The 13,647-nt window shown below is 43.9% G+C and carries 12 protein-coding genes; 9 read left to right on the top strand and 3 right to left on the bottom strand.

Going from position 1 to position 13,647, the window contains the following annotated elements:
* Positions 1-4: 4 nt before the first annotated feature.
* On the top strand, positions 5-1,066 hold the full coding sequence (gene proB, locus ACZ5GB_RS04180) for a glutamate 5-kinase (RefSeq protein ID WP_464327722.1): 1,062 nt from the start codon (positions 5-7) through the stop codon (positions 1,064-1,066).
* Here the strand turns inward: proB and ACZ5GB_RS04175 are convergent.
* A complete protein-coding gene (locus ACZ5GB_RS04175) occupies positions 1,063-1,482 on the bottom strand; it encodes a CoA-binding protein (RefSeq protein WP_464327721.1) in 420 nt (139 codons plus the stop codon). The two genes, proB and ACZ5GB_RS04175, sit on opposite strands and share 4 nt — an antisense overlap.
* A gap of 229 nt (positions 1,483-1,711) precedes the next feature.
* On the opposite strand from ACZ5GB_RS04175, the gene ACZ5GB_RS04170 reads away from it, so the two are divergent.
* Genes ACZ5GB_RS04170 through ACZ5GB_RS04145 form a run of 6 tightly spaced genes read left to right on the top strand, consistent with a single transcriptional unit; the run spans position 1,712 to position 9,940 of the window.
* Entirely contained in the window at positions 1,712-2,473 is a 762-nt protein-coding gene (locus tag ACZ5GB_RS04170; RefSeq protein ID WP_464327720.1) for a hypothetical protein, read from the top strand.
* Between the two features lie 34 nt (positions 2,474-2,507).
* Positions 2,508-3,809: a ribosome biogenesis GTPase Der gene (gene der / locus ACZ5GB_RS04165; protein WP_464327719.1), complete on the top strand. Its 1,302-nt coding sequence runs from the start codon at positions 2,508-2,510 to the stop codon at positions 3,807-3,809.
* Positions 3,810-3,820: 11 nt separating this feature from the next.
* Positions 3,821-7,258: a reverse gyrase gene (gene rgy / locus ACZ5GB_RS04160; RefSeq protein ID WP_464327718.1), complete on the top strand. Its 3,438-nt coding sequence runs from the start codon at positions 3,821-3,823 to the stop codon at positions 7,256-7,258.
* Positions 7,258-7,656: a hypothetical protein gene (locus ACZ5GB_RS04155; RefSeq protein ID WP_464327717.1), complete on the top strand. Its 399-nt coding sequence runs from the start codon at positions 7,258-7,260 to the stop codon at positions 7,654-7,656. The genes rgy and ACZ5GB_RS04155 overlap by 1 nt, the downstream gene beginning before the upstream one ends.
* Positions 7,657-7,676: 20 nt before the next feature.
* A complete protein-coding gene (gene dxs, locus ACZ5GB_RS04150) occupies positions 7,677-9,566 on the top strand; it encodes a 1-deoxy-D-xylulose-5-phosphate synthase (protein WP_464327716.1) in 1,890 nt (629 codons plus the stop codon).
* A gap of 56 nt (positions 9,567-9,622) precedes the next feature.
* Positions 9,623-9,940: a hypothetical protein gene (locus ACZ5GB_RS04145; RefSeq protein ID WP_464327715.1), complete on the top strand. Its 318-nt coding sequence runs from the start codon at positions 9,623-9,625 to the stop codon at positions 9,938-9,940.
* 156 nt (positions 9,941-10,096) lie between these two features.
* Here the strand turns inward: ACZ5GB_RS04145 and ACZ5GB_RS04140 are convergent, their stop codons facing one another.
* Entirely contained in the window at positions 10,097-11,977 is a 1,881-nt protein-coding gene (locus tag ACZ5GB_RS04140; RefSeq protein WP_464327714.1) for a 2Fe-2S iron-sulfur cluster-binding protein, read from the bottom strand.
* Between the two features lie 10 nt (positions 11,978-11,987).
* Complete coding sequence (locus ACZ5GB_RS04135) at positions 11,988-12,563, bottom strand: DeoR family transcriptional regulator (RefSeq protein WP_464327713.1); 576 nt, start codon at positions 12,561-12,563, stop codon at positions 11,988-11,990.
* A gap of 86 nt (positions 12,564-12,649) precedes the next feature.
* Between ACZ5GB_RS04135 and ACZ5GB_RS04130 the strand changes: the two genes are divergently transcribed.
* Positions 12,650-13,150 carry a DUF29 domain-containing protein gene (locus tag ACZ5GB_RS04130; protein ID WP_464327712.1) on the top strand — a complete coding sequence of 167 codons (501 nt, stop codon included), beginning with the start codon at positions 12,650-12,652 and terminating at the stop codon, positions 13,148-13,150.
* Complete coding sequence (locus ACZ5GB_RS04125; RefSeq protein ID WP_464327711.1) at positions 13,147-13,647, top strand: DUF29 domain-containing protein; 501 nt, start codon at positions 13,147-13,149, stop codon at positions 13,645-13,647. Before ACZ5GB_RS04130 ends, ACZ5GB_RS04125 begins: the two co-directional genes overlap by 4 nt.

Below are 13,647 nucleotides of genomic sequence, written 5' to 3'. Positions count from 1 at the left end.
TCTTATGCTATTAGTAGTAAAGTTGGGGTCTAACCTTATACAGACTAAGGATGGGGACATAGACCTTGCCTTTCTTTCCAGACTTGCAGGGGAGATAAAAGCCTTGAGGGAAGAAGGTATAAAAGCTTTGTTGGTCTCTTCTGGTGCCGTGCTGTGTGGGGTAAAAAAGCTTGGGCTAAAAGAGAGACCAAAGGAGCTAAGCCTTAAACAGGCCGTGGCCGGTGTGGGTCAGGCTTACCTTATGCACCTCTATGATATGGTTTTTTCTAATTATGGCCTAACCGTTGGCCAAGCCTTGCTAACAGCAGACATATTCCGGGAAAAGGAAAAACTTCAAAATACAAAAAACGCTCTTAGTAGTATGATCTCTCTCGGTATAGTGCCTGTTATAAATGAGAACGATACTGTAGCCATATCAGAGCTTCTCTTTGGCGATAACGACTTTTTGGCCGTTTATACCGCATACATGATGGAGGCAAGGCTTATAGTTATATTCTCCACCGCAGGTGGCCTTTTGGATGAAAAGGAAAGGATAGTGCCTTTTGTGGAGGACATAGACAGCGTTATGCATCTTGTTAAGGGGGTGAATTCGGAGTTTGGCACAGGTGGCATGCTTAGTAAAATCACAGCCACACGCATAGCCACCAAGCTTGGCATTCCGGTGGTAATAACGGGTAAGGAAGACAGCCTCTTTGAGATAGTTAAAGGAAAAACTAAAGGAACTTACTTTAAGGCTTCTTCAAAGCCTTTGAGAGAAGGGAAAAAGGTCCTTGCCATGCTTGAAGAACCAAAGGGCGCACTATACATAGACGATGGTGCATACAGAGCCATAAAACAAGGTAAAAGCCTTTTGCCAGCAGGCATACTTAGAGTGGAAGGCGCCTTCCAAAGGGGTGATGTGGTGGTGCTTTACAATCCCATGGGCTTTTTGGTAGGGAAGGGAAAGAGCAACTTCTCCTCTGAAGAGATAAGAAAGGTTTTAGGGAGTAAGGGAGAAGAGGTAAAGAGAAAGCTAAAAACAAACTTTGAAGAGGTCATACATGCGGACAAGCTGGTGGTCTTTTAAAGATATCCTGCCTCCACGCCTATGCACGCATTCCAGACTATATTTATTTTGTCTTTATACTTTTCTATAACTTCCATATTTTCACAACCGGGCTGTAGCCACACGCACTTGGCACCTATTTTAAGAGCCTCTTCAAAGATGGGTTCTATATGGGCAGGATTTCTAAATACGTTGACTATATCCACAGACTCTGGCACTTCCTCAAGGGAGGAAAGGACCTTTATACCGAGTATCTCTTGGCCTGCATACTTGGGGTTTATAAAGTAGACCTTATGAAGACCTTTGGAAAGAACTCTCTCACTTACATAATAGGAAGGCCTTTCCTTATCTGGAGATATGCCAACGACAGCTATTACTTTGGCACCTCTCAACACCTCAAAGGCATCATCATTGTGTGGATGATGTAGTTCGCTCATAGGGAATATTATACAACATTGTTGTAGCCACAAAGCCACATAGTTTGATTTTTCAAAAAGTTATTCAATATACAATCAAAAAATAAAAACTACTTGACAAATTGCTTAAAATATGGTATAATAAAGACAACAAAATGGTTTTAAAATGGTTTTGATATTGAATTTGGGAGGGCTTAAACATTAAAAACAAAGTCCACAAAGAAATTCTTAAGATATAGGAGGTGTTTATATGGAAAACTTTAAAGACCTACAAAAAGCCATATTAAAAATCAGCATAAGACTGTTCAAGCTAAGCAAACTCTTATCCATGGCGGACAAACTTTCTCCAGAAGACAAAGAAAGCATAGAAAAAGAATATAAGGAGTTGTCCCAAACACTGGAAAGGTTAAAGGCTGAGTATATGAAAAATGCGAAAAGGGATAATGATCAAAAGGAGCCAAACACATTTAAAAAAGTAGAAAAGAATGAGTTTGAAGAGATACGGGATGAGTTGATAAAAGCAAGGCTTAGGCTTATAAGCTTGGAACATATCCTATCTAAGGATAATCTTTCTGAAGAGGAGAGGGAAAAGAAGGAAAGGGAATATGAGCAAGCATACAGCAGGTTAAGGAGATTAGAAAGCCTATACTCAGAAAAGGCAGAGTATTTGGAGAGGGTGAAGGAAAATTATGAGAATCTGAAGTTCTCTAACCCAGAGCAAGCTCTTAAAGTGTTGGAGCCTTTGTTTAAACGAGCAAAGATTGATTTTGAAAAAGTGCATGAGGAAATTGTAGCCTTGGTAGGCGGTGGAGACTACAAGGAGCTTTTAGCGGATGCTCTGCTTGATGGAATATTTTTCACCTTTGGCCACACAGAAGCAAAAAGAAGACTAAGGAACAAGATAAGGTTAATAATTTTGGAGGCAAGATTGCATTCGGAGGAGAAAGGCTTAGACAAAAAAATAGAAGAAATAATAATGAATAAGGCCGTTAGAAAAAGACAAACCCTTTGACAAAAGCCTATTTATGTCGTAAACTCTTTTCTCTATGGCGGATGTTCTAATAGTTGGAAGACCAAACGTAGGAAAGTCTACCCTTTTTAACAGGCTTATAAAGAGGCGGAAAAGCATAGTACATGACCTACCCGGTGTTACAAGGGATATGGTGGAGGGCATAGCTCACTGGAGGGGCAAAAGCTTTAGCGTGGCAGATACGGGTGGTGTGTTGGAGAGAGGGGATGAGATAACGGAGGCTATAAAGAGACAGGTTCAAAAGGTTCTTGAGGGGGCAAAGGCCATAATATTTGTTGTGGATGGTAGGGAGGGGCTAACGGCCGGGGATGAGTATTTGGCAAGGCTCATATATCCATACAAGGACAAGGTCTTTGTGGCGGTTAATAAGATTGATTCACAGAAGCTTGAGGATAGAGTTTATGAGTTCTATTCTCTTGGCTTTGAAAGGCTTTTCCCCATATCTGCCCAGCATGGAAGGGGCGTGGATGAACTCCTTGACAAGCTTGTGGAAATACTTCCAGAGGAAGAGGAAAGGCCTTTGGAAGGCATAAAAATAGCCTTTTTGGGAAGGCCCAATGTGGGAAAGTCCTCCCTTGTAAATGCCTTGCTTAAAGAGGAGAGGGTTATAGTTTCTCCCATACCGGGCACCACCAGAGATGCTATAGAAGTTCCCTTTTCCTTTGAGGGAAAGGACTTTATCCTTGTAGATACGGCGGGCATAAGGAGGAGAAGCAAGGTAGAGTATGGTGTGGAGTTTTTCTCCGTTGGTAGGTCCATAAAGGCAATAGAGCTTTCGGATATATGCTGTCTTGTAATAGACCTTTCGGAAGGCGTGGTTGACCAAGACAAAAGGATAGGTGGGCTTATAGAGAGGAGATATAAGGGCTGTGTGATAGTGGGTAATAAGATGGACCTTATAAAGGCCAATAGAAGGGAAGTAGAGGCCTATCTTAGAAGGGAGCTATCTTTCCTTGATTATGCACCCATAGTGCTTACCTCTGCCATAAAGGGCCAAGGGGTGGAAGACATACTAAGGGCTTGTGAGCTTGTGTGGGAAGATTACAACATACAGCATAAGACTTCCTTTATAAACAGGGCTGTGGAAAAGGTGTTGAGAGAAAAGCATCCACCCTCTCAAAAGGGCAAGGAGGTAAAGGTATATTATGCCTTTCAGGAAAGCACAAGGCCACCTACGGTGGTGGTATTTACCAACGACCCAGAGCTTTGGAGAAAGGACTACCTTAGGTTCTTCCAAAGAAGGCTAAGGGAACACCTTAATATTAGGTATGCACCTTTGAGGCTTATTTTGAAGGGAAGGGAAGAGGAAAAGTTATAAAATTAAAAACCATGATAGAAAGCCTGTTTAAAAAGCTTTGTCCCAACTGTGGAGGAGATATTAGCGCAGAAAGGCTCAGTCTGGGTCTTCCTTGCGAAAGGTGTATGCCAAAGGTAGAAAGGGATTATTGTAGGCACATGTTGAGGGAGGGAGAGCTTAGCAAAGTGTGCCACATGGAAGAGGAGCTAAAAAGATGGGAGGCGCACTTTGAAAAGCATCTTAGGTCCAAGCCTTGGAGCCTTCAGGAGAGCTGGGCAAAGAGGGTGTTTCTTGGAAATTCCTTTGGCCTTTTGGCACCCACCGGCGTGGGCAAAACCTCCTTTGGTGTATCTATGGCAAGCTATTTAGCAAAGAAGGAAAAAAAGTCTTACATAATACTTCCCACCAAGGTATTGGTAGATTTAACAGTCCAAAAGCTAAAAGGTTTTGGCCTAAAGGAAGAGGACATACTTTACTTTTCCGATGATAGCGCAAAGCAAAAGGAGATAAAGAAGGCAAGACTGCAAGAGGGAGATTTTAAGGTGCTTGTTAGCACCTCCATGTTCTTATACAAAAATCAGGAGATCATACCCAAAAACTTTGACTTTATTTTTGTGGATGATGTGGATTCTTTCCTAAAAACGGCAAAGAACATAGACAAGCTTTTACTTCTTCTTGGCTTTGATATGGAAGATATTGAGCTTGCCATGAGGCTCATAAGGCTAAAGGAAAAGAGGAACAAGGATGAAGAAGATTGGGAGGGGCTAAAGGAGCTTGCAGACAAAGTAAAGGAGGTTTCTAAAAAGAGAAGGGGTGTGCTTGTGGTGTCTTCCGCCACCTCCAACCCAAGGTCAAGCAGGATAAAACTATTTAGAGAACTCCTTGGCTTTGAGGTGGGCACACCCACCTTCTACCTTAGGAATGTGGTGGACCTGTATGAGGATATAAACCATAAGCCTTTGGAGGAGTGGATTAGACTCCTTGGCAAGGGTGGATTGCTTTTTATACCTTCCGATAAAAAGAAGGAGTTTGTGGATGAGGTGGTCTCTTACCTTCAGGAGAAGGGCATAAGGGCTGTCTCCTATGAGAAGCTTGACGATGAGGTGCTAAAAAACTACGAGGAAGGGGAGATAGACATACTTGTGGGCATATCCTCTTACAGGAACCCTCTTGCCAGAGGCATAGACCTGCCCCATGTGATAAGGTATGCTATCTTTTACGGAGTTCCGAAGATAGTCATCTCTTTGAGGTTTGAAAACAACCTTTCTCACCTCTTGTGGGCCCTTATGTCTTTAAGGAGCCTTGTGGCCAAAAGGCTACCGCAAAGGCTAAGAGATATAGACCGGTGGCTTGAAAGCCTAAAAAGGTACCAGTATTTGAGCGAAGAATTCCTACGGGATAAACCAGAGCTTGCACAAAGGATAGAAGGGCTAAAGGAAGAGGTGGGAAGCTTTTTAACCTCCCAAGAGGTGATTGACCTCCTCATGAGTTCGGAGGAGATAACCCTAAGGAAAACGGAAGAGGGCTACCAGATGGTAGTATCGGACGCCACGGGCTATTTGCAGGCAAGCGGTAGGACCTCGCGCATGTTCGCCGGTGGCATCAGCAAGGGCCTTAGCCTTATCCTTGTTGATGACAAAAGGGCCTTTAAGCACCTTATAAGGAAGGTAAAGTGGTTTAACGAGGATATAAACTTTAAGAGCTTGGAAGAGGTAAACCTTGAAGAGCTATTAAAAGAAGTGGACAAAGACAGGCAAAAGATAAGGGCCTTTTTACAAGGGGAAGAAAGGCCACAAAACAAAGAGGTTCTAAAGCCTGTGCTTATAGTGGTGGAGTCTCCAAACAAGGCAAGGACCATAGCTAATTTCTTTGGCAAGGCTGTAAGGAGAAGGGTGGGGGACCATGAGCTTATGGAGACCTCTGCGGGAGATAGATACATAATGATCACCTCAAGCTTTGGCCATGTTTTGGACCTAAACAAGGAAGAGGGTTTTCACGGTGTTTATGTAAACGGCAAGCCCGTGCCTGTGTATGAAGTTATTGAAGGCAAAGACAGGATTGTGGAAAGCCTAAGGCGTATGGCCCTTGAGGCACAAGAGGTGCTTATAGCCACAGACCCAGACACGGAAGGAGAAAAGATAGCATGGGACCTGTCAGAACTATTAAAGCCATACAATCCAAACATAAAGAGGATGGAGTTCCACGAGGTCACCAGAAAGGCCATAGCCAAGGCCATAAAAGAAACAAGGGACTTTGACTATAACTTGGTAAAAGCTCAAGTTCTAAGAAGGGTGGCTGACAGGTGGGTGGGCTTTGAGTTCTCAAAGCTTTTGCAACACGCCTTTGGCAAACATTGGCTCTCTGCGGGCAGAGTTCAAACGCCCGTTTTGGGATGGATCATTCAAAGGGAGAAGGAATACAGGCAGAAGATATATAAGGTGGTCTTTCCTATAGATGAAGAGGGAAGGTTGAGGGTAGAGTGGGTCTTTGAAGATAAAGAGTCTGCCCAAAGCTTTTATGAAGGGCTTTCTAAGGTGCAAGTGGAGCTTTTGGAAGAGAGGGAAGAGGATAGAAACCCTCCACCACCCTTTAGTACAGATGCTATGCTAAAAGCCGCAAGCGATGCTTATAGGTGGTCTTTGCCAAAGACCATGAGCCTCGCCCAAACCCTCTTTGAGCTTGGTTATATAACCTACCACAGGACAGACTCCACAAGGGTCTCAGACTACGGTATAGGAGTAGCCAAAGAATACATAAAGGAGGAGTTTGGAGAGGAGTATTTCCATGCGAGAGTGTGGGGAGAAGGAGGAGCCCATGAATGTATTAGGCCCACAAAGGCCATAGAGCCAGAAGAGCTAAGGGCTTTGGTTTTGAGCGGTCAAATAGAAGGTCTAACGAGGGAACATCTTTTGCTTTATGGACTTATCTTTAGCCGCTTTATGGCAAGCCAGATGAGGAGTGTAAGATTAAAGGTTTTCAAGTTAAGAGTTAAGGCTGTGGATAAAAGCCAAGAAGTGGAAGTGCCAGTACAGATATTACAAGATGGCTTTAACAGGCTTTTGCCAGTGGAGGTCTATAAGCCAATGCTTGGCACTTTGGATGTGTCTCAAAGGAAGAATATGCTCTCAAGGCCAAAGGCCTACCTTTACACCCATGGTGAGCTTGTTCAGGAGATGAAAAGAAGAGGCATAGGAAGGCCCTCAACCTACGCCAGCATAGTGGAAAAGCTTATAGAAAGGGGCTATGTAATAGAAAACAAGGGCTTTCTTATTCCTACCAACTTGGGCAAAGAAGTCTATAACTACCTCAACAGTAGAGAGGAGGTAAAACATTTTCTTGAAGAAGAGTTCACAAGAAGACTTGAGGAATTGATGGATAAGGTGGAAGCTGGCGCAGAGGATTATGTGGATATACTTATAAACCTCTATAGAGATATAATAGAAGTTGATAAAAAGCTGGAGGTATTGTGATGATGGTATTGCACCCACTTTTTGCTTACCCCACCCTTATACTTGCCTTGGTGGTTTTTGGCCTGCAAATAGCCTCAATTTTAAAGTCAAAAAGTATACCAAGATATGCCCTTTACTTAAATGGATTGCTTATAGTGTTTGCCCTACTTTCTGTGGTTTTTGGCTTTGGCGTTTCCAACGTTCCTTTGGTGCAGTCAAAGGTGCCCTTTATTTGGGGCTTTCCACATAAATGGAATGGAATACTGCTTTTCATATTTTCCGTGCTTAACTTCATAGTCTTTTGGTTCAAAGGAGAAGGAGTAGGTAGGAAAATGGTACTACTTCCAGCCATAGGCCTTTTGATTACACTCTTCCAACTCTTTACTGGCTGGATGTTAAGGCTTGTCTTTTTCTCATAATGGGTATAGCTTTATAGACTATGCTGGAAAGGTATGAACTTTTAAGAGAATATGAGGGGCCTGCTTACCTTAAAGAGTATGATTATGAAAAGCTACAAAGGCTTGCAGAAGAGGTTAGGGATTATATAATAGAGGTTACAGCCCAAAGAGGTGGCCATGTGGCACCAAGCCTTGGCGCCGTAGAGCTTACCATAGCCCTATTGAGGGTTTTTGACCCGCCAAAGGACATAGTAGTCTGGGATATAGGCCATCAGGCATACCCTTGGAAGATCCTAACAGATAGGAAGGACACATTTCCAACCCTCAGGCAGTTTGGTGGCATATCGGGCTTTTTGAGAAGGGAAGAAAGTCCTTTTGATGCCTTTGGTGCAGGCCATAGCTCCACTTCCATATCAGCAGCCCTTGGCTTTAGAAAGGCCCTTGACCTTATGGGAGACCAAGAGAGGTATGTGGTGGCCGTTATAGGCGATGGTGCCATGACGGCTGGCATGGCCTTTGAGGCCCTAAACAACGCAGGACACTTAAGGCCAGATAGGTTTATAGTGATACTCAACGATAATGAAATGTCCATATCGCCCAACGTAGGAGCCATTTCCACATACCTTGGTAAAATACTAAGCGGCCATTTTGTCCAAGAGACAAGGCAGAGGGTCAAAAGGCTTCTTGAACATCTTGGAAGCCCGGCTCTGAGGGTTATGAAGCTCACAGAGGAGTTTTTAAAAGGGCTCCTTTCTCCCGGCGTTCTATTTGAGGAACTTGGATTTAACTACATAGGCCCCATAGATGGCCACGACCTCCCCGCCTTAGAAAAAACCCTTGAAAACCTAAAGCATGTAAAAGGACCGGTGCTTTTACACATATACACAAAGAAGGGCAAGGGCTACAAGCCGGCAGAAAACGACCCTGTGGCATGGCACGGTGTAGCTCCATATAAGAGGGATTCGGGAGAGTTCATTAAAAAGCCTTCTCCACCCACATGGACCTCTGTCTTTGGAAAGGCCATAGTGGAATTGGCAGAGAGGGACCCTCATGTGGTTGTTATAACTCCCGCCATGAAGGAAGGATCAGGCCTTGTGGAGTTCAGTCAAAAGTTCCCCGATAGGTTCTTTGATGTGGGCATTGCAGAACAGCATGCTTGCACCTTTGCAGGTGCCCTTGCGGCAGGAGGTCTAAAGCCTGTGGCATGCTACTACTCTACCTTCCTCCAAAGGGCCTACGACCAAGTTATACACGATATAGCCCTTCAGAACCTTCCTGTGGTCTTTGCCATAGATAGGGGTGGCTTGGTGGGTGATGATGGACCAACCCACCATGGAGTTTTTGACCTATCTTACCTTAGGTGCATTCCCAACATGGTGGTAAGCGCTCCAAAGGATGAGCAGGAGCTAAGGGACCTTCTTTATACTGCCTTACAGCACAACGGACCCTTTGCCATAAGGTATCCAAGGGGCCCAGCCTACGGCGTGCCTACAGAAGGCTTTAGGCTTCTAAAAGTAGGAAGCTGGGAGATGCTAAAGGATGGGAAGGATGGTGTTATATTGGCTGTGGGTTATACAGTCTACCAAGCTATGGAAGCTTCTCAAGAGCTTCTAAAGGAGGGCTTGGACTTTGCCGTGGTAAACGCAAGGTTTGTAAAGCCCATGGATGAAGAGCTTCTTGAAAAGCTTGCCCAAAGCTATGAGCTCTTTATCACGGTGGAAGACAATGTGATAATGGGTGGCTTTGGCTCTGGCGTGCTTGAGTGGCTTGCCAAAAGAGGCTACACCAAAAGAGTTTTGAACCTTGGCATCCCAGACAGGTTTATAGAGCATGGAAACCAAAACCTTTTGAGGAACCTTGTGGGAATAGATGCAAAGGGTATAAAGGAAAGGATTTTGGAGTTTGTAAAGGGCGGGATTTTTATAAGGTAAATATAGGACAGCTATTGCGTGCAAAAACTTTTTGAGACAAAAGTGATAGTTTATCAATGGAAGAGAAGCTTGGGAAGGAAGAAGCCAAAAAGGTAGCCGATGCCATTGAGATTGCCTTAGAAGGCATAGAAGAAAAAGCCAAGGAAGTAGCCATACATAAAAAGCTTGAGTTAAAGGATGAACTTACAAAGGAGTTGGCAACGAAGGCGGATTTACAGCTCTTAAGAGTGGAGCTTGAGGCAAAGATAGAAAAGGAGATTCTCAAGCTTGACAGAAAATTTACCATCCTGTTTTTAATCCTTATATTTGCCATAATCTTTTTAAACAAGGATGCCTTGGAATTCATAGCGAGGCTTTTTGGGCTTGTTAAGTAGTCCAGCGCCTTTGCACTGTTTCAAATATTTTGAAAAAGATTGAAGCTGGTGGTGTAAAATGCCACATTCTTATAAAGACTTTGCTTTATATTTTACTCAAAAGTAAATAGATAAGAAAAGCCAAGCCTACGCACAGGGCGCAGGCTATTATGAACCTTATAAGCTTCCCAATCTTATGGCCTCCTCAAGAGCTGTATTCTTCTCATAAAGCCTTGTGAGGTTTTCGCTTCTCTTGGTTATCCAGTTGCTCCTATAAAGATGTACAAACCTTTTGCCTTCAAAGGACCCACCCTTCAGGACCGCAGGAGTCTTCTCTTCAGTCGGCAAGCTTTCAAGGATGCTCCTTAAAAGGTCCGTGTGGTCAAAGAACTTGTGCAGAACTCTCTTTGCCTTCTTTTCACCCATAAGGGTATGGTAAGTGCCTTCTATCTCACCAAAGAGGTCCATGGGCACCCTTATGTGCGCCAGCTGGGCTATGCCATCCTCAAAGGGAGAAAAGGCCACAGTATGCTCCGCCTTTTCAAAGAGCTTTTCCACCTCTTCTATGCTCATGTAGTCCAGTAGGTCCTCTCCAAAGATAATAAGGTTCTTTACCCTATTTAATGCCTCTGGCAGGCTGGAGATCCAATCTATGGGTATATGCCTTATTAGGCCCATAAAGTTGCCATCGTGAAGAAGCACAAGCCCAAAGCCCTTTTCCTTGCAAAGGTCCTTTAGATACTTCCCCCATTGGCTTGCCTCTTCGGCCTTCATTCCCACCGCATTGAACACTATTACACCTTTGCCTTCCAGCTTGGAAAGCTCCTCTTTTTCAATCATCACAGGCTTTAGCTTTGAGTCTCTTTGCACCTTTCCTATCTTATAGACCTTCTTCTTTGTATAGTAAGAAAGAACGGGCGCCGTGGAGGTTATGTCTTCACCTATAAATACGTAAAAGTCTGCATCTTCCAAGTCCTTTATGCTTAGGCCTTCATACTCTCCGTAAGAAGACAGGAATGGCAAAAGGTCAAGGCTCAAGGGAGTGCTTACCATTACGCCAGTCCTTTTAACTATCTCTTTTATAAGGCTGTAGTCTTCGTTGCTCATATAGGAGGATAGCACAAGGAGTGTGTTCTCTGGGTCTCTCTTTAGCAACATGGAGAGGTAGTTGGCCAAGTTGCCCCTCGTTTCCTCCTTTCCAAACATCTTTGGAGTTCTAAGCCTTTCGTAGTTTAGCACATCGTAGCCAAAGAAGGTCTTGGCGCATATGTTTAGCTCATCAGTGGGCTTTGTTCTATAAACCTTATCCTTTGACTTCCAGTCTCCCACTCCATATTCAATCTGGACCTCACAGCCCACAGGGCAGAGATTGCATATAGTTTTCCCTTTCTTAAGTAGCCAGCTCCTTGTCCAATACTTAAAGGGCTTGGAGATTATGGCACCAACTGGGCATACATGGACGCATATACCGCACATCTCGCAGGTGGAGGTATCCATGGGCCTTATGGTGGGTGCTATGTTGGCCTGAAAGCCCCTCTCTTCCACATACAAGGCATGGGCTCCCACCACATCATCGCAGGCCCTTGTGCATCTATAACAAACCACGCATCTGTTGGAGTAATACTCAAGAAAATCGCTTTCCCAATCAAGCTGGTGCCTTTCCTTTTCAAGGGCTGAGACAGGGACTATTTGCCTTTGTGGTCCAAAAAGGGCTCCGTAGTTTTGTAGGTCGCACTCTCCAGCCTTATCGCATATGGGACAGTCAAGGGGATGCCTTGTCATAAAGGCCTGCAGAAGATACTTTTGGTTTTCTACCACAAGGGGGTGCTTGGTGGATATGGACATGCCCTCCTCTGGATAGGCGTTGCAAGAGGTCATAAGCCTTCCAGTCTTTTCGTTAAAGACTATGCACATCCTACAGGCACCTATTATCTTGAGGCGAGGATGGTAGCAAAAGTAAGGCACCTGTATGCCAAGGTCAAGAAGGCTCTGTAGCAAGGGCTTGTTCTTTTCCACCTCATACTCTATTCCATCTACGTATATCTTTACCTTTTTCATCTTTACCTCCTTATAGGTTCATTTTAACCGGTGTTCCTCTTTTCATAAGTTGCTCAATGCCTTCTACGGCTTTTTCAAAGTTGAGCACCACTCCCCCAAAGCCCTTTGCAAACTTCTCCGCATCTTCTTTGCTAGCAAAGGCAATGGCGGATGGAGAACAGCAAGGCAAAGCGGTAGAGCCTACCACATACCAAGCTGAAAAACAGCTAAGAGGCTTACAGTTTATAAAATCCCAAGTCATGCAAGACTCTATATCTTCCTCTTTTATGTTTTTGTAAAGGAGTAGGCCACAGTGGGCACAGCATGCCCTTACAATCCTTCTTTTCTTCAGCCTATATGTAAACTCAAGCCTCTTTTCTATGGGCTTGGTGCAATAAGCACATGTGGGAAGAGATTCCTCTACAAGATCTCCCGCCTCCTCTCTTAAAAGCAGTTCCCCATGCTTTCTTACAATCCTTCCTTCCTTTTCAAGCTCCCTCACATCCCTGTATATGGTCATAAGGGAAACGCCAAAGTGTTGGGCCAAGGACTTTACATTCCTATAGCCCTGAGCTATTAGCTCCACTATCCGTTCCTTTCTGTCCATGTTAAAATTATAATCCCAGAAGAGGAAAAGGACGGTAAAAAACAATAACTGTTCTAAAAAAATTAACACTTCTTATATTTATCCCTATGAGGACCATAGGCAAGGAGGAATTAAAAGAACTTTACCATAAGGACTTTCCCCTTTGGGTGGAAAAAAACTTAGAACTCCTTAGAGAAAAGGCCTATGACTTGGTAGACTGGGAAAACCTTCTGGAGGAAATAGAAGATATGGGCCTAAGACATCTTGAAAGCTGTATAAGCCATCTGGCGGTGATTTTAGAGCATCTTTACAAATGGGACCACTTTAGAGGTTTAACAAAAGCTGGAGAGGAAAAGGGCGGACTATCTTGGATAAGAAGCGTAGAAAACGCGAGAAAGAGAATAGGAATTCTCTTTAAGAGATACCCGAGCCTAAGAACAAAGCTAAAGCCGGAGCTTGATTATGCATGGGAGGAAGCAGTCATCAGATTACAGGAATGGCTTGACAAAATCGGAGAAGACCCAGACCAATACCATATTCCGGAAAAATGCCCATATACCTATGAAGAAGCCATGACAAGAGATTTAAGGAAGGAGATAAAGAGATGAGGACCATATCAAAGGAAGAGTTAAAAGAGCTTTATGAGAAGGATTTTCCTCTTTGGGTGGAGAAAAACTTAGAACTCCTGAGAGAAAAGGCCTATGACTTGGTAGACTGGGAGAATCTATTGGAGGAGATAGAGGATATGGGGCTAAGACATCTTGAAAGCTGTATAAGCCATCTGGCGGTGATTTTGGAACACCTATACAAATGGGACCACTTTAGAGGTTTGACCAAAGCTGGAAAAGAAAAGGGAGGACTTAGCTGGGTAATTACCATAGAGCTTGCAAGGAAAGAGATAGAATACCTTTTTGAAAAACATCCAAGCTTACGAGTCAAACTACCCAAGGAATTTAATTCCGCATGGAAGGAGGCCTCTCTTAGACTAATGAAATGGCTTGCAAAGGTTGGAGAGGACCCGAAGGACTATCCAATTCCAAAAGAATGTCCCTACACCTATGAAGAAGCCATGACAAGGGACTTGAGAAGAGAATTAAGTAAATAA

The organism is Hydrogenobacter subterraneus, from assembly GCF_055390195.1.
This window is presented reverse-complemented; position numbering and strand designations above follow the sequence as displayed.

Bases quoted from the DNA above. Each gene is read 5' to 3' on its own strand.
- ACZ5GB_RS04125 (WP_464327711.1), top strand. From the start codon at position 13,147: ATGAGGACCATATCAAAGGAAGAGTTAAAAGAGCTTTATGAGAAGGAT.
- ACZ5GB_RS04155 (WP_464327717.1), top strand. From the start codon at position 7,258: ATGATGGTATTGCACCCACTTTTTGCTTACCCCACCCTTATACTTGCC.
- ACZ5GB_RS04145 (WP_464327715.1), top strand. From the start codon at position 9,623: ATGGAAGAGAAGCTTGGGAAGGAAGAAGCCAAAAAGGTAGCCGATGCC.
- proB (WP_464327722.1), top strand. From the start codon at position 5: ATGCTATTAGTAGTAAAGTTGGGGTCTAACCTTATACAGACTAAGGAT.
- dxs (WP_464327716.1), top strand. From the start codon at position 7,677: ATGCTGGAAAGGTATGAACTTTTAAGAGAATATGAGGGGCCTGCTTAC.
- ACZ5GB_RS04130 (WP_464327712.1), top strand. From the start codon at position 12,650: ATGAGGACCATAGGCAAGGAGGAATTAAAAGAACTTTACCATAAGGAC.
- ACZ5GB_RS04175 (WP_464327721.1), bottom strand. From the start codon at position 1,482: ATGAGCGAACTACATCATCCACACAATGATGATGCCTTTGAGGTGTTG.
- rgy (WP_464327718.1), top strand. From the start codon at position 3,821: ATGATAGAAAGCCTGTTTAAAAAGCTTTGTCCCAACTGTGGAGGAGAT.
- ACZ5GB_RS04135 (WP_464327713.1), bottom strand. From the start codon at position 12,563: ATGGACAGAAAGGAACGGATAGTGGAGCTAATAGCTCAGGGCTATAGG.
- der (WP_464327719.1), top strand. From the start codon at position 2,508: ATGGCGGATGTTCTAATAGTTGGAAGACCAAACGTAGGAAAGTCTACC.
- ACZ5GB_RS04140 (WP_464327714.1), bottom strand. From the start codon at position 11,977: ATGAAAAAGGTAAAGATATACGTAGATGGAATAGAGTATGAGGTGGAA.
- ACZ5GB_RS04170 (WP_464327720.1), top strand. From the start codon at position 1,712: ATGGAAAACTTTAAAGACCTACAAAAAGCCATATTAAAAATCAGCATA.